Annotated in this window: 12 protein-coding genes; 4 read left to right on the top strand and 8 right to left on the bottom strand. The window is 34.0% G+C overall.

Annotated elements, in window-relative coordinates; genetic code table 11:
- Positions 1–143 precede the first annotated feature (143 nt).
- The 8 genes from AP058_RS03445 to AP058_RS03410 form a co-directional block, all read right to left on the bottom strand.
- Positions 144–854, bottom strand: coding sequence for a transposase (locus AP058_RS03445; protein ID WP_066306934.1), 711 nt, complete (start codon positions 852–854; stop codon positions 144–146).
- Between the two features lie 689 nt (positions 855–1,543).
- The gene (locus tag AP058_RS03440; RefSeq protein ID WP_066306932.1) at positions 1,544–1,828 is read right to left on the bottom strand and encodes a GNAT family N-acetyltransferase; all 285 of its coding nucleotides are present in this window, start codon (positions 1,826–1,828) and stop codon (positions 1,544–1,546) included.
- 1 nt (position 1,829) lies between these two features.
- A complete protein-coding gene (locus AP058_RS03435) occupies positions 1,830–2,222 on the bottom strand; it encodes an OsmC family protein (protein ID WP_066306928.1) in 393 nt (130 codons plus the stop codon).
- 46 nt (positions 2,223–2,268) lie between these two features.
- A complete protein-coding gene (locus AP058_RS03430; protein ID WP_082706561.1) occupies positions 2,269–4,242 on the bottom strand; it encodes a heavy metal translocating P-type ATPase in 1,974 nt (657 codons plus the stop codon).
- On the bottom strand, positions 4,239–4,856 hold the full coding sequence (locus tag AP058_RS03425) for a class I SAM-dependent methyltransferase (protein ID WP_066306927.1): 618 nt from the start codon (positions 4,854–4,856) through the stop codon (positions 4,239–4,241). The genes AP058_RS03430 and AP058_RS03425 overlap by 4 nt, the downstream gene beginning before the upstream one ends.
- Positions 4,857–4,866: 10 nt before the next feature.
- Entirely contained in the window at positions 4,867–6,072 is a 1,206-nt protein-coding gene (locus AP058_RS03420; protein WP_066306925.1) for an efflux RND transporter periplasmic adaptor subunit, read from the bottom strand.
- 4 nt (positions 6,073–6,076) lie between these two features.
- The gene (locus tag AP058_RS03415; RefSeq protein ID WP_066306924.1) at positions 6,077–10,396 is read right to left on the bottom strand and encodes a CusA/CzcA family heavy metal efflux RND transporter; all 4,320 of its coding nucleotides are present in this window, start codon (positions 10,394–10,396) and stop codon (positions 6,077–6,079) included.
- 88 nt (positions 10,397–10,484) lie between these two features.
- Complete coding sequence (locus AP058_RS03410) at positions 10,485–10,817, bottom strand: DUF6660 family protein (protein ID WP_066306946.1); 333 nt, start codon at positions 10,815–10,817, stop codon at positions 10,485–10,487.
- Between the two features lie 427 nt (positions 10,818–11,244).
- Between AP058_RS03410 and nadC the strand changes: the two genes are divergently transcribed.
- The 4 genes from nadC to priA all read left to right on the top strand — a co-directional run bounded on the left by nadC (position 11,245) and on the right by priA (position 16,279).
- A complete protein-coding gene (gene nadC, locus AP058_RS03405; protein ID WP_066306923.1) occupies positions 11,245–12,102 on the top strand; it encodes a carboxylating nicotinate-nucleotide diphosphorylase in 858 nt (285 codons plus the stop codon).
- Between the two features lie 22 nt (positions 12,103–12,124).
- Complete coding sequence (locus AP058_RS03400; protein WP_066306922.1) at positions 12,125–13,051, top strand: YihY/virulence factor BrkB family protein; 927 nt, start codon at positions 12,125–12,127, stop codon at positions 13,049–13,051.
- 94 nt (positions 13,052–13,145) lie between these two features.
- A complete protein-coding gene (locus AP058_RS03395; protein ID WP_066306919.1) occupies positions 13,146–13,577 on the top strand; it encodes a DUF2147 domain-containing protein in 432 nt (143 codons plus the stop codon).
- 251 nt (positions 13,578–13,828) lie between these two features.
- Positions 13,829–16,279 carry a primosomal protein N' gene (priA, locus tag AP058_RS03390; RefSeq protein WP_066306918.1) on the top strand — a complete coding sequence of 817 codons (2,451 nt, stop codon included), beginning with the start codon at positions 13,829–13,831 and terminating at the stop codon, positions 16,277–16,279.
- Position 16,280: the final 1 nt, after the last annotated feature.

The raw sequence follows: 16,280 nt of genomic DNA, 5'->3' as shown, positions 1-16,280 counted from the left end.
AGTATGTCGTCGCCTTTCTTTTTAAAACCCTAATTCTAACGAATTAGGGTTTTTTCGTTTTAAATTTAGTTTTGTTTAAACAATTTGTGTTTTCTTAATACGTTGCTACTTAGTTTTTTTGGTTCATAACGAAAACCTGGGGATTAGCAAAAATTAGGCATAAATATTGGATCACAACAATATCTATTGACCCAATTTAAGGCATTATGTACCATCAAACGCAAAAGTTGGGGATTAAGCAAAATGCTAGATAATCTAAACAAGAAAAATTCAACATTCCTCACTCCTCTAAATTGAGATCTAACAGCTTTTATTTTGGCATTGAAAGATTCTGATGAAGCATTTCTGCTTCTGTTGTCAAAATAGTTTACGATTGTTTGATAGTGACTCTGTATTGATCTAGATCTGGTATTAAATGATTTAAATTCAGCTTGAGCTACCTTTTCACGCCATTTTGCTAATTTGGATAAACCATAAATTTTATCGGTAGTATTTTCAAAAACATTCCTTAAGTCTTGAGCAAGCTGATATCCTTTTTCAATGTTAGGATATAATACGAATAATAATTTAGCTCTTTCGGTTTGGTTGTTAGACCATTTTGATTTGTTGTTATATAAAATATACCTACTTCTAGATAATAGTTGCTTACTAGTATCACCGTTCGATAATATCTTAGATTCGAATTTCGTTTTTGTGGATTTAGCTTTTTCAATAGCATCATTCTCCATGTCAATTGCTTGGCACCTATATTTAGTCCTGATTTGTTGCAAAGCTTCGAGCGCTAGTTTTTGAACATGGAATCGGTCGGTAACTCTTACTGCATTCGAAAAGCATTTCTTAGCAATAAGCCCCATATTAGCCGCCAGATCGAGTGTTATTTCGGCAACTCAATTTCGTAACTTTGATGTTATTTTTTCTAGTATAGTAATTACTGTTTCTGCTTTAGTTCCCGCAATTATAAATACAAAGGTTCCCTTTCTACCTTTACCAGCTTTGTTGGTTAAAATAGCATAGAGTTCGGCATTAGAGGGAGACATTTCATCTATTGACAAGCGTTTTCCAATGTTTTTAGGAAAAACAAACCATTGTTTTGTATGCGACTTTTGTTCCCAAGCTTTAAAATCACTTAAATAATCTTTGTACTGATATTGCAGATTTCTTCCAGAAACATCTTAGAAACAGGCGATAGCGTTACAATTATTTGGACTGAAATCTATTGATCTCTTTAATATCAAGATATACTTGATGTCCACGAATGGGAAAATCTTAAACAGTTATCTCTTCGTAGAATCATTTAGAACTTAACTTAAAATCTCTGTATTCTTTAGGAATTGAATTGATCTCTTTCAAATACAGATGAAGTATCTCTTCTTCCCTTTTATAAGAAGTCAATTCAAAATATTCAACAATGATTTCAGGTAATAATAACTTGATTAGTTCGCTATAGGAATTTTATATTTGGTATAATTTGGAATCACAAATATCTAGATTTTAAGATTTCCCCACAACATTATGTATTGATCCAAAGTCATTCTATGTAAAACTAGGACGCTAAAACATCACGAATTGCTTCTGTTTTATCAAACATTGCTTTAACAAACGGACAAACTTGAATGATAAAAATGTTATTTGTACGTGGATAATTAACTGCAGCCATAACCAGCTTTTTTGCTATTCCTTTACCTTTAAATTCGTCGTTAACTTCAGTATGCTCGATAATGATCTCATCGTCTCCTTTCCATATGTATGTTATTATTCCTGCTTGTTTGCCTTGTTCGATGGCAACGAAGTTTCCCCTTCGCCCATTGTTGTTTTGTATGAATTCCATGTTATTCAAGTTTAGTGTCTATTTCCATTGTATGTAAGAGTGTTTTATGAATCGGGCATTTCTTAGCTATATCTAGTAAACGCTCTTTCTGTTTGGAGTCAATTTCTCCAAAAAGTTTAATATTCAATTTAAACAAAGTACTGCCATCTTCTCTCACTTCACTAGTTGCCTCTACTATTATATCAATTAAGTTCCATTCTTTTCGATCAGCATACATTCTTAAAGTAATTGCTGTACAGGAAATTAGTGCAGCTGCTAATAGTTCTACTGGAGAAAATCCTAGATTAGCACCACCTAATTCTGTAGGTTCGTCAGCTATTACTATGTTTCCGCTTGTGGAGCGAATCGTTGTTTTATACTTTGAGTTATCATTATGAGCTGTTATAATTTCCATAATTGTCTGCTTAAATTATTTTTATTAATTGTTTATTTCTCTTAACTTAAAATTTCATACGTTGAATACGAACTGCATTTAAAATAGCTAATAAAGCGACACCTACATCGGCAAATACGGCTTCCCACATTGTAGCTAAGCCTCCCGCTCCTAAAATCAGTACAATTGCTTTAACAACGAATGCCAAACCAATATTTTGCCACACTATTTGCTTTGTCTTTTTTCCAATCTGGATTGCGGTAAAAATTTTATAAGGTTGGTCGTTCTGGATTACGATATCAGCTGTTTCTATGGTCGCGTCACTTCCCAATCCACCCATTGCTATTCCAGCATCAGCCAATGCGATTACAGGAGCATCATTTACTCCATCGCCGACAAAAGCAATTTTTAAGTTTTGGTTTTTTAGTTCAGTAACTTTTTCGACCTTATTTTCGGGCAATAGGTCACCGTAAGCTTCAGAAATATTTAATTCCTTTGCTACAGCAGTAACCACCGATTGCTTGTCACCGGAAAGCATAACCGTTTTAATGTTTAAGTTTTGTAAATGCTTGATGGTTGATTTTGCATCTTCTTTGATTTCATCGGCAATTAGAAAATATCCTGCATATTGGTTTTCTATGGCAATAATTATAATTGTAAAAGGATTTTTATTAATAGATTCATCATAAGCAATATTAAACTTCTGCATTAACCTGCTGTTTCCTGCTAGAATAATTTTTCCATCTACATTTCCTTTTAAACCATGTCCTGCAATTTCTTCAACATCTCTCACAGTACTGTCTCTCTCCGCACCATTTGCATATTCAATAATCGCTGTTCCTACAGGATGAGTAGAGTATGTTTCTAACGCAGCTACATATTGTACTAATTCTTTTTCTGAAACATTCTCTGCTATTACTTTTTGCACTTTAAAAACACCTTTGGTTAGTGTTCCTGTTTTGTCCATTACTACTGCTTGAATACTTGCCATCGTATCTAAAAAAGTTGAACCTTTAAAAAGAATGCCGTTCTTACTAGCAGCACCAATACCTCCAAAATAACCCAATGGAATTGAGATTACCAATGCGCACGGACAAGAAATCACTAAGAAAACTAAAGCTCGATACAACCAATCTCTAAAAATATAGTTTTCGACAAAAAAGTATGGAAGCACACAAATCAACACCGCCAAAAGTGTTACAATTGGAGTGTATATTTTAGCAAATTTGCGAATGAACAATTCTGTTGGTGCTTTTTTAGTTGTAGCATCTTGTACCATTTCTAAAATCTTCGATAATTTACTGTCTGAATACAAAGCTGTTACCTTTACTTGAACGACCTTATTTAGATTAATCATACCCGCAAGAACGTAATCGCCTTTCGTTTTGGTATCAGGTGTGCTTTCTCCAGTCAAAGCAGCGGTATTAAAAGATCCTGTTTCAGACAATAATTCACCATCCAAGCCTAGTTTTTCTCCTGCTTTTAATTGTACAATAGAACCGATAGTTACGGCGACTGCTTTAACGACTTTGAGTTTATTGTCTTCCAAAACAGTTACTTCATCAGGACGTTGGTCAAGTAGTATTTTTATATTTGTTTTCGCACGAGTTACCGCTAGTGTTTGAAAAATTTCACCTACGGCGTAAAATAACATTACGGCAACACCTTCAGGATATTCTCCTATCGCAAAAGCGCCTAAGGTCGCAATAACCATTAATAGAAATTCAGAAAAAACGTCACCTTTTAAAATGCTTTCCCAAGCTTCCTTAATGACAGGAAATCCAACAGGTAGATATGCCGCTACATACCATACTATTCGAATCCATCCATAGAACCAATCTTGTGGAAAAAAATTATCGATTAAGATTGCAATCAATAATAGTAAAAAAGATATAATAGCTGGTAAAAACAGTCGCATTCTTGTTTGATCACCTAAATCGTGATTGTGTTCGTCGTGATCATCACTTCCGTGACTTTCATGCTCATCTGTAGCGCAACAAGACTTTATTACTTTGCGATTATTTGATTTGTATCCGTTCATTTATTTAATTTTTTAAATCCGCAAAATTGAAATTCTTGAATTGTTTCGAATGGAGTTTGATGCTGCTCTTTAAAACAGTGTACTGGTTCAAAGTTTTCTATAAATAATGATTTCATTTTAGTTTCAGAATACTGAGTAATGGCTAAACCGCTGCACTTAAGCGGGCCATTTTCTGAAAAAGTTCCTAGTAAAAAATTCCCTTTATCAGCCATAGAATCTGCTACTAAATTGACATACGTATTTATCTCTTCTGAAGAAGTTAAAAAGTGAAAAACAGCTCTATCGTACCAAAAGTCAAATTTTATATTGGTTTTAAATTCAATGATGTCTGAGGTAACCCAGTGAATACGATTTGCTCTCTCGCCCAAACGGTTTTTTACTTTTTGAAGTGCAACTTCAGAAATGTCTAGTATCCAAATATTTTCGTATCCTTTATCTAATAAAATTTCACAAAAATTACTTTCTCCGCCTCCAATTTCTATAATAGCAGCATTTTTAGGTAATTGCAAATTTTCCAAATAGGCAATAGCTGTGCTGGGAGCTTCTTGTGTCCAACTTACTTCTGAAGGAGTTTTTGTTGTAAACACGTTATCCCAATGTTGTTTGATATCCATTATTTATTTTTTAATGTGAATGCTCGCCACCGCCAATCAAAGCTGATTGCAGATAGAAAGCGCCTTTAGTTACAATTTCTGCATCTTCAGGAATTGAAGTTACAAATTTAATTTCGGTATACCCCATATCAGTAGTGCCTACAATTACCTCTATCAATTTAAAATGAACTTCATTGTGTTCGTCTTTTGTAATGGTATGGTTTTCAGTTTCTTTCATAAAAACATAGTAATTGTCCCCATTGCGAATAACAGCTTCTTTAGGCAAAGCTTTTACTTTGGCGCGGTCGATATCGATATTTGCGGAAACGTACATTCCGGAAATGAGATCTTTAGAATCCTTCGGATCAATTTTAGCGTGTACTGCAACCGTTTTACTACTGTTGGAAAACGATTTATTAATTCCGAAAATCTTTCCTTTTATTGATTTATTAGATTGATTCGTAAGTATAAAATCGACTTCTTGACCAATAGAAATGCTATACAAATCTTTTTCATATACATCCAAATCCAAGTGCATTTGGCTGTTATCAACAACTTCGAACAACGTAATTCCGGTTGCTGCAAATCCACCTTTTCGGATACTAATTTCGCCAACATAACCGTTTATAGGACTTATAATTGGAATGGTACCACTTTTAGAATTTGGACTGACGTGCAAGGTTTCTAATTTAGTTTTTGCGGCTTGCGCTCTCACTTTTTCCATTTTCAGTTTTGATTTTACCTCTTGAAAAACTTTGCGTGCTGTAATATTTTGAGCAGTTAAAATCTTTTGGCGATCGAACTCTAATTGCAAATATTCGATACTTGCCAAAGCTGACTGATACTCTTGCTGAATTTCGGTAATTTCTAAATTTTTTAGGGTAGCCAAAACGGTTCCTTTTTTCACGAAAGTGCCTTCTAGAACGTAAATATCTTTAACTACTCCGCTCATTAAAGTTGCTACATTTGCTGAGTTTTGAGGAGGAACTGTAGTTGTTCCTGTCGCCTTTATAATCGATTTTAAGTTCCTTTCTTCGACCAGAGCAGTTGCAATTCCTACCGTTTTGTATTGATCTTCAGTTAGCGAAACTTCAGTCTTTGGTTTTTCGTCTTCGTGATTATCTTCTGCATGATTTTCTTCCTCCTTTTGTTTACACGAAATCTGACATAAAGTGAAAAGAAGAACTATAACAACTGTTGGAAGTTTTATTGATACTATTGGAAATATATTTTTCATTCTATTAGTTTTTTTGAATTGATGGAAATTGTAAAGTGATAGCGCTTTGATTGTAAGCTTGTAAAGAGGTCGTATATTGTTTTTTTATATCGATCGCTTGATTCAAATAACCAATGTACATCCAGTAATTCATATCGCCACTGAAGTAACTTACTTGCGCTGTTCTTATAATTGACTCCGCATATTTTAATCCTTCATTTTGATAATAAACTAAGCCACTTTGTTGCTTTTCAAATTCACTTTTCAATTCCTCCATGTATAATTTTAGTTGCCATTTCGAATTATTATATTCCATTTTAGTTTGCTCGACTTGTATTTGTGCTGCTTTTGCTTTAGTCGAAAAATTTTGTCCCAAAAGTGGGATTTGTAATCCTGCTGTAAAACCTTGGTAGTAATAACGCTGATCCAGACTTTGTGCAAAATAACCTAAGCCTAATTTCGGTGCGCGTTGTGCTTGCAAACTTTCTACTTCTTTTTCATAAACAATCACTTGCTGCTGGTAATAATTCTCTAATAGTTTTTGAATAGGAGCTTCTTCCAGACCCATATTTCCCTGAAACTCCAAAGGAGTTTTTTTATCAGGAATAACAGTTTGTTCCGTTTGGATGAAATATTGGAGCTGCTTTTGATAAATAGCCAAATCATACTGAATTTGTACTTTCTCTGTCGAAATTTCCATACACTTTGCTTTTGCGCTAATGACTTCAATTTGCCCACTTTCTCCTGTTTTATAACGCAACTCTGCATTTTTTAAAAATGCACTGTAAATAATTTCTAATTCAGAATTCAGCTGTTCCAATGCCACTCCATACAAGTATTGATAGTAAGCCAAGGTTACTGCTTTTTCTATTTCATAAGAAGTTAACGCTTTTCGGTTTTCAGCTAACGTCACTAGTTCTTGCTGTAGTTTGCGATTGGTACTAGTGCTTTTTCCAATAGGGAAATATTGTTGCACTGAGAAATTGTTATCGTAAAGTTCACCATTTATTTGTCCGCCTTGATATTCAATCTGTAAAGGATCTGCTTGAAAAGCAGTCTTTTTTAGCAGCGTTTGTTTTTCAACTTCTTTAGTAGCAATTTTAAGACTGCTGTTATTGGATTTTGCCAAAGTTACTGCTTCGCTCAAACTAACAACAATAGCATCTTGAGCAAATCCAGTTGTGCTGAACATGATAAAAAAAACGATTAATGTTGTTTTTAGAGTAGGATTAATTTTCATTTTTATTTTTTTTTCTGAAAACAAATAAAGAATGGGTAGTATGATTAAAGTTAAGAGAGTAGCCGTCATCAAGCCACCAATAACCACGGTTGCCAAAGGTTTTTGTACTTCTGCGCCGCCACTGGTAGAAAGTGCCATCGGTAAGAAGCCGAGTGATGCTACTGCAGCAGTCATTAAGACTGGACGTAATCTGGTTTTGGTTCCTATTAAAACTCGTTCTAACGGTGATGTAATTCCTTCTTCTTTCAATTGATTGAAGTAGGAGATGAGTACAATTCCGTTTAAAACTGCGATACCAAATAAGGCTATAAAACCAATTCCTGCGGAGATACTAAATGGCATTCCTCTTAAATACAAGGCAAAAACACCTCCAATAGCGGAAAGTGGAATCGCAGTAAAAATAAGAATCGCTTGCTTTCCGCTTTTAAACGTAAAATAAAGTAAAACTAAAATAAAAGCTAAAGCTAATGGCACTGCAATTGAAAGTCGTTTATTGGCCTCCACTAAATTTTCAAACTGGCCTCCATAACTTACATAATAGCCTGCAGGAAGTTTAAAGTCTTTGTCTAGTTTTTGCTGAATTTCTTCGACTACACTTTTTACATCTCGACCGCGAACATTTAGACCAATTGTAATACGTCGTTCACCATTTTCTCGGCTTACTTGTACTGGTCCATTTTCATAATCTACAGTAGCGACCTGCGATAAGGGAACTTGTTGTCCGTTTGGCAACGGAATAAATAAATTGCTCACATCAGAAATATCATTTCTGTTTTCATTGGTCATGCGCACGACTAAATCGAAACGTTTGTTCTCTTCATAAATTTTACCTGCTTTTTCACCAGCGAAAGAGGACCGAATAATTTGATTTAAATCAGCTATATTCAAGCCATATAAAGCTATTTTATCGTAATCGTATTTAATGGTAATTTGTGGCAATCCGGTTATTTTATCAGCTTTTAGATCGCCAATACCTTCTACAGATTTAATTTTTTGAATTAATTCTTTGGCTTTAAGATCTAGCGTTTCTAAATTTTCTCCAAATATTTTTATCGCAATATCACTTCGACTTCCTGTCATTAATTCATTGAAGCGCATTTGTATCGGTTGGGAAACTTCGATGTTTGCACCTGGAATTTTTTCCATTTCTTCCTTCATCAAATACGATAAATCCTGCCAATTATCAGCAGTTACCCAGTCTTTTTTATCTTTCAAAACAATAATTAAATCGGCGCTTTCTATAGGCATTGGATCGGTCGGAATTTCTCCGCTACCGATCTTGGAGACAATAGTTTCTATTTCAGGAAATTTTGCTTTTAACATTTGTTCGTACTTCGTCGTTGTTTTGATCATTTGCGAAAGGGAACTCCCCGTCATAATAGTAGCATTTATAGCTAAGTCACCTTCTTCAATTGTCGGAATGAATTCTCCACCCATTCGACTAAAAAGAAGTAGAGCAAAAGCAAAAAGTGCTACTGCAATTCCCAGTACAATTTTTTTAATTTGCAAGGCACTTTTTAAAATGGGTTCGTATATATTTTCTAACCAAGCCATCATTCGATCACTAAAATTAGGTTTTTGCTCCGTATTTTTAGATAGAAATAAAGCACTCATCATCGGCACGTACGTCAGCGATAATATAAAAGCACCTGTAACAGCAAAGGCAACGGTCATCGCCATTGGGCGGAACATTTTTCCTTCGGTTCCTACTAGCGTTAAAATTGGCAAATACACTATCAAAATAATGATTTCTCCAAAGGCAGCACTGTTTCTAATTTTAGATGCCGATTGATAAATTTCAACATCCATTTCCTCTTGATTAAGAACTCGCTTGCGCTTTTTATGATACAAATGATGCATCGAAGCTTCTACTATAATTACAGCTCCATCCACGATGATTCCAAAATCAATAGCACCCAAACTCATTAAATTTCCGCTTACGCCAAAAGCATTCATTAGTATTACTGCAAACAACATGGCCAACGGAATCACAGAGGCAACTATTAATCCAGCTCGAAGATTTCCTAAAAATAAAATCAGAACAAAAATGACAATTAAAGCGCCTTCAATTAAGTTTTTAGAAATGGTGCCAATTGCATTATCGACTAGTTTACTTCGGTCAATAAAAGCTTCGGCTGTAACTCCTTCTGGAAGCATTTTGTTAATTTCAGCCATTTTGGATTTCACTCGTTCTACAACAGCTTTAGAATTTTCGCCTTTTAGCATCAGCGCTAAACCACCCACGATTTCGCCTTTACCATCTTTTGTTGTTGCTCCAAATCGAATTGCAGATCCGTATTGAACCGTAGCGATATTTCGAATTAATATTGGAGTTCCATTGCGATTTTTGACCACAATATTGCCAATATCCGTGAGGTTTGTTGCCATACCGACTCCACGAATTAAGAATGCATATTCATCTTTTTCGATGTAAGCTCCACCAGTATTTTGGTTGTTTTTTTGTAGCGCATCAAAAATTTCGGTAATTGTAACGTTAGCGCTATTTAGGCGATTTGGGTCGACCGCAATTTCATATTGTTTGACGCTTCCGCCCCAAGTACTTACCTCCGCTATGCCTTTAACCCCTTGTAATTGTGGAACTATAATCCAATCCTGAATGGTGCGTAAACTGGTTGCATCATATTTATCTTCGTATCCCTCTTTTGCATAAACATCGTATTGGTATATTTCTCCAAGTCCGGTCGTAATAGGAGCTAATGAGGGCGAATCCACATAATCAGGAATATTTTCTTCGGCTTCTTTTAGACGTTGAAAAACCTGTTCTCTTGCCCAGTATGTATCGGCATCATCTTCAAAAACTACTGTAACCACAGATAGACCGAAACGAGAAATACTGCGCAATTCAATTACTTTCGGAATTGTTTTAAAAGCTTGTTCTAAAGGATAGGTAATGAGTTGCTCCACTTCTTGACTGGCCAAAGTAGGAGCAGTTGTAATAATTTGTACCTGATTATTGGTTACATCAGGTAAGGCGTCGAGTGGTAAATGTTTTAATGAATATGCTCCCCAACCAATTAAAATTAGGGTAAAAAGTAGTATAATGAACTTGTTCTTTATACTAAACTGAATGATTTTGTCTAACATTTTAGTAGTACTGAATGAAAAAATTAGGCATTATTTTGCCATACTGTGGTGTATTTAACATTTTTCGTTCTCTATTAAAAGAGATTCATTATACTATTTGCGGCGGTTGCCAAATACTTCCAAAGAAATTAGACTGGAATGTCGAACTATAAGTTGGAACAGGAGAAAGAATAAGCTGATTTTCTTTTATGAAAATAAAAACTACAGCAGGATTAAAGCTCAAAACTTGAGCCGCGCAACAATTGCAAGAGCAAAAAGGCGGACATAAATCCGTATGTTTTTCATTTGTGTGCGAATGTGAATTGTTTGCAATACTAGTAGAAATACTATCAATATGAAACTCATTTACTTTAGTATCAGCGCAAGGCAAACACGATAGTAAGATTAAATAGATTGATAATATGATTGTTTTAATTTTCACAAATGTAAAAGTAACTAATTTTTTTTTGAATAAAAAGCAACAGCCTTTTCTTATACTGCAAATTTTCATTCTTCAAATCCTTTTAAAATTCTGATGAGAACTATTTTTTATAAAAAAAAGGTTTACTGTTTTTTCTGTATTTCTAACTTCTTAAAGTTTTATTTCAATAAAAAACGTCCTTCAAATTATTTGGAGCACGTTTAACTTAGTGTAGTATCTATTAAATCTGTTTATATACTTATTTGCAATTTAATTTATCAGAATATCCTTTACTAATTTACACTTTTATTATTGTAAACTAGTAATTTATAGTTTTTATTTAACGAAAAAACTTATAAATTATCCTTATATTATATCAATCACAGTTAGAAAATTTTCAATTAGCTTAAATATGTGCTACTTTAGCAGTACTAAATAACTCAATAAAATGATTAGCGACGCACAATTTCAATCTGAATTAGATAACCTTGTTTTTAATGCAATACGAGAAGATGTCGGCCCAGGAGATTATAGTTCATTGGCTTGCATTCCTGTTTCGGCAAAGGGAAAAGCACATTTATTGGTTAAAGATCAAGGTATTATTGCTGGAGTTGAATTTGCGAAAATGATTTTTAAATATGTTGATTCCAATTTAAAAATTATCACTTTTATTACAGATGGTACCACAGTTAATTACGGAGATATTGTTTTTGAAGTCGAAGGAAGTTCACAATCGATATTAAAAGCAGAACGTGTTGTTTTAAATTCAATGCAAAGAATGTCTGCAATAGCAACAAAAACAAATCAGTATTCAGAATTAGTTAAGGGAACGAAAGCAAAAATTTTAGATACTCGCAAAACTACTCCAAATTTTCGAGTTTGTGAAAAATGGGCTGTAAAAATAGGAGGTGGAGAAAATCATCGTTTTGCACTTTATGATATGATTATGTTGAAAGACAATCATATTGATTTTGCGGGAGGAATTACATTAGCAATTGCTAAGACTGTAGACTACTTAAAAGATAATAATTTAGATTTAAAGATAATCGTTGAAGCACGAACTCTAGACGAAATTAGAGAAATATTACAAAGTGACGGAGTGCACCGTATTTTAATTGATAACTTTAATTACGAGGATACCAAAACTGCTGTTGCCTTGATTGGTAACCGATGTCAAACAGAATCATCTGGTAATATCAATGAAAAAACTATTAGAGAATATGCCTTGTGTGGCGTTGATTATATTTCTTCAGGTGCTTTGACGCATTCCGTTTATAATATGGACTTGAGTTTAAAAGCAGTTTAAAAGGTTTCGTAAACAACAATATATGTCTGAAACAATTGAAAATCGTCTCGAAAAAGTACCATTGCTTGGTACGTTGGTTCGATTTTTAAAGAAAGTAAAGTTGCCTTGGCTTAACGGATTATCGCTCTACGATTTAATTCAGATGTATACTAAAGGGATTCTCGAGGGGGCATTTTCTTATCACGCAAGTGCGGTTGCTTTTAGCTTTTTCATGGCACTTTTTCCTTTCGCATTATTTATTTTAAACTTAATTCCGTACATACCGATTGAAGGTTTTCAGGAAGATTTTTTGCGTTTTGTGCAACAAGGCGTACCTCCAAATACCTTTGATGCAGTCGAAAAAATCATCAACGATATTTTAAATAATAGTCATTCTGGATTGCTATCTACAGGTTTTTTATTATCTATTTTTTTAATGGCCAACGGAGTCAGCGGCACTTTGGGTGGTTTCCAATCTTCAAAGCATGTATTCGATAAACGGGGTTTTTTTAATCAGTACTTAGTTGCGTTAGCAATCTCCTTAACCTTGTCATTATTATTGCTAGTAACTGTAGCGACAATTGTAGTATTTGAGGTTATTATCCAGAAAACAATAGTTCAGGATATTTTAAGTGACACGATTCCACTCATTATATTTGGCCGATATGCTTTTGTTGTTCTAATGATTTTGCTAACAACTTCTATATTATTGCGTTATGGGACAAAACAATACAATAAAGTACCTTTTTTTAGCATTGGTTCTGTTTTTACCACCGTCTTAATTGTTATATCTTCATACTTTTTCGGAATTTGGGTTATAAAATTTTCAAAATACAATGAACTTTACGGCTCAATCGGGACATTATTAATTCTAATGTTTTATATTTGGATTAACTGTATGATCTTGCTTTTGGGTTTTGAACTCAATGCAACCATTAGAAATTTGAAACAAAAAAAGACCACTATTTAATTTTATTTAAGATTTTAAAGCTTCATTTTTACCTAAATATATTTTAGGTATGATGATTGCACTATAGATTTTAAACTTAAAAAAGAAACTAATTATGAAAAACTGGATGTTAACTTTAGGATTGTTTTTTCTTGCTGTGACAAGTATGCAAAGTCAATCAGTTTTAGGAAAATGGAAGACAATTGACGATGAAACAGGTGTTGCAAAATCGATTGTTGAAGTGTACGAAAAATCGGGAAAAGTATATGGTAAAGTGGTCGAAATAATGCGAGAAGATCGCCAAAAAGAGGCGTGTACCCAATGTAAAGGTGTAAATAAAAACAAACCAATTTTAGGGATGGTTATTATTAATAACTTGAAAAAAGATGGAAACGAATACAGTTCAGGAACAATTTTAGACCCAACTACTGGAAAAGAATACAAATGTTACATTACGCTTGAATCTCCAGATAAATTGAAAGTTCGTGGTTACGTAGGTTTTGCTTTAATGGGTCGTACTCAGTATTGGGTAAGAGTTAAAAATTAAATTAAGACGTAAATTTTATTTTTAGAAGAAGTATCAAAATTAAACATAAGTCATCTCACCGATGACTTTTATGTTTTTATAGTTTTTTATAATTGTAAATATTGCTTAATCTAGTCTAATGATTTACTGGATAAAGTTTATAATAAAATATATTTTACAAGTTACCTATCTAAATTACTGGCATCGTTTACTAACTAAATTGTACTAATTTAGCTTACTCATTTACTGAACTACAATAATATTTCTACACTATGTTTTTTGTCGAAGTCATTTTACCACTTTCTTTAGCTAAAACTTTTACGTACCGTGTTTCTGAAGCTGAATATCATTTTATTCAGAAAGGAATGCGAGTGGCTGTACCTTTCGGTAAAAGTAAAATGTATACCGCGCTGGTTCTTGAAACGCATCAAAACCAACCAACTTTGTATGAAGCTAAAGAAATTCACCAAATTTTAGATGAAAAACCTATTGCAACTGAAGTACAATTGAAACATTGGCTTTGGATCGCTTCGTATTATATGTGTGGAATTGGAGATGTTTATAGAGGCGCTTTCCCGAGTGCATTGCTTTTGGAAAGTGAGACTGTAATTACCACTCAGCCCAATACTAGCATAACTATTTCAGATTTAAATGATGACGAATATTTGATTTACGAAGCATTGCAGCAACAAAGCGTTCTTAAGGTGAGTGATATTATTGCAATCGTCAATAAAAAGAATGTTTTCCCAATTCTTCAAAAACTTATTGATAGTAATATTGTGGTTTTGCAACAAGAAATTCAAGAATCATATAAGCCAAAATTGGTTCGCTATGTAAAGTTGCATTCACAGTTCGAATCTAATGATGGCTTAACTACTTTACTTGATGTGCTTAAAAATGCAGCGAAGCAGAAGGAAATCGTCTTGGCTTATTTTCAGCTGAGTGCATCAGAGAAAAAACCAATTACAGTTAAAAAATTAGTAGAAACGTCGCAATCTTCATCAGCAGTTGTAAAAGCATTGATTGAAAAACAGATTTTTGAAGAGTATTACATTCAGCACGATCGCGTTAATTTTTCTGGAGCGATTAATGAAAAAGAATTGCTACTAAGTGAACCACAGCAAATCGCATTTACATCAATTAAAAATAGTTTTGTAGAAAAAGCAGTTTGTTTATTGCATGGAGTGACTTCTAGCGGAAAAACAGAAATTTACATTAAATTAATTGAAGACTATTTAGCGACAGGAAAGCAAGTACTGTATTTATTACCCGAAATTGCACTAACTACTCAATTGGTCTCTCGATTGCAAGCTCATTTTGGAGATAAAGTAGCCGTTTTTCATTCCAAATACAATAATAACGAACGTGTTGAAGTTTGGAAACAAACCTTAAATAATGCAGAGAAAGCGCAAATTATAATAGGTGCACGATCGGCTTTGTTTTTGCCTTTTTTTAGTTTGGGTTTGATAATTGTAGACGAAGAACACGAGCAAACGTTCAAGCAATCAGATCCAGCACCACGTTATCACGCGCGAGATGCAGCTATAGTTTTGGCTAATTTGCATGAAGCCAAAGTGCTTTTAGGATCAGCAACTCCAAGTCTAGAAACGTACTACAACACACAATCGGATAAATTTGGATTGGTGACTTTAGCAGAACGGTACAATAATGTTCGAATGCCAGAAATCACTTTGGTCGATTTAAAAGATAAGTATTTTCGAAAAAAAATGACAGCACATTTTAGCGATGTTCTGATTGAGCAAATTACCGACGCATTGTCTTTGGGCGAACAAGTAATTTTATTTCAAAATCGTCGTGGATTTTCACCGATAATCGAATGTATAACGTGTGGTCACGTTCCTGAATGTCCGCAATGCGACGTGAGCTTGACTTTTCACAAACATAAAAATCAGCTGCGCTGCCATTATTGTGGTTACAGCATGGCAAAGCCCACGCATTGTCACAGTTGTTCTAGTGTCGATTTAACGACAAAAGGATTTGGAACGGAGCAAATTGAACAAGAATTACACACTTTATTTCCATCTGCAAAAATTGGTAGAATGGATCAAGACACAACTCGTGGAAAGTTTGGTTTTGAAAAAATTATAGATAGTTTTAAAAATCGTGAAATTGATATTTTGGTAGGAACTCAAATGCTTGCTAAGGGATTGGATTTTGACAATGTGAGTTTGGTTGGAATCATGAATGCCGATAATATGCTGTATCATCCCGATTTCAGGGCTTTTGAACGCAGTTTTCAGATGATGACTCAAGTAGCGGGAAGAGCAGGAAGGGCAGAAAAGCAAGGAAAAGTAATCATCCAAACCTACAATCCAAATCACAATACCATTCAACAAGTAACGACTAATAATTACTTAGGGATGTATAATGAACAATTATATGATCGTCAAATATACAAATACCCACCTTATTTTAGAGTTGTAAAATTGACGATAAAACACCGTGATTTTGATAAGCTAAAAGAAGGCTCAATGTGGTTGTGCCAAGTGTTGAGTCAGTCATTACCAGTGCCTGTTTTGGGTCCCGAAGAGCCTGGAATTAGCAGAATTAGAAACGAGTACATTCGAACTATAATGATAAAAATTCCACACAACTTGCCGTTAGCAAGCACAAAAAAAACTATTCAGAAGGTTTTGAATAGTTTTGAGGCAGTTGCGGTATATCGATCGATAAAAGTGACCGTAAACGTTGATTTCTATTAAA

Source organism: Flavobacterium sp. TAB 87, assembly GCF_001529295.1.
Classification (GTDB): domain Bacteria; phylum Bacteroidota; class Bacteroidia; order Flavobacteriales; family Flavobacteriaceae; genus Flavobacterium.
This window is presented reverse-complemented; position numbering and strand designations above follow the sequence as displayed.

Coding starts and splice junctions, on each gene's coding strand:
- AP058_RS03445 (WP_066306934.1), bottom strand. CDS start 854: ATGGGGCTTATTGCTAAGAAATGCTTTTCGAATGCAGTAAGAGTTACC.
- AP058_RS03440 (WP_066306932.1), bottom strand. CDS start 1,828: ATGGAATTCATACAAAACAACAATGGGCGAAGGGGAAACTTCGTTGCC.
- AP058_RS03435 (WP_066306928.1), bottom strand. CDS start 2,222: ATGGAAATTATAACAGCTCATAATGATAACTCAAAGTATAAAACAACG.
- AP058_RS03430 (WP_082706561.1), bottom strand. CDS start 4,242: ATGAACGGATACAAATCAAATAATCGCAAAGTAATAAAGTCTTGTTGC.
- AP058_RS03425 (WP_066306927.1), bottom strand. CDS start 4,856: ATGGATATCAAACAACATTGGGATAACGTGTTTACAACAAAAACTCCT.
- AP058_RS03420 (WP_066306925.1), bottom strand. CDS start 6,072: ATGAAAAATATATTTCCAATAGTATCAATAAAACTTCCAACAGTTGTT.
- AP058_RS03415 (WP_066306924.1), bottom strand. CDS start 10,396: ATGTTAGACAAAATCATTCAGTTTAGTATAAAGAACAAGTTCATTATA.
- nadC (WP_066306923.1), top strand. CDS start 11,245: ATGATTAGCGACGCACAATTTCAATCTGAATTAGATAACCTTGTTTTT.
- AP058_RS03400 (WP_066306922.1), top strand. CDS start 12,125: ATGTCTGAAACAATTGAAAATCGTCTCGAAAAAGTACCATTGCTTGGT.
- AP058_RS03395 (WP_066306919.1), top strand. CDS start 13,146: ATGAAAAACTGGATGTTAACTTTAGGATTGTTTTTTCTTGCTGTGACA.
- priA (WP_066306918.1), top strand. CDS start 13,829: ATGTTTTTTGTCGAAGTCATTTTACCACTTTCTTTAGCTAAAACTTTT.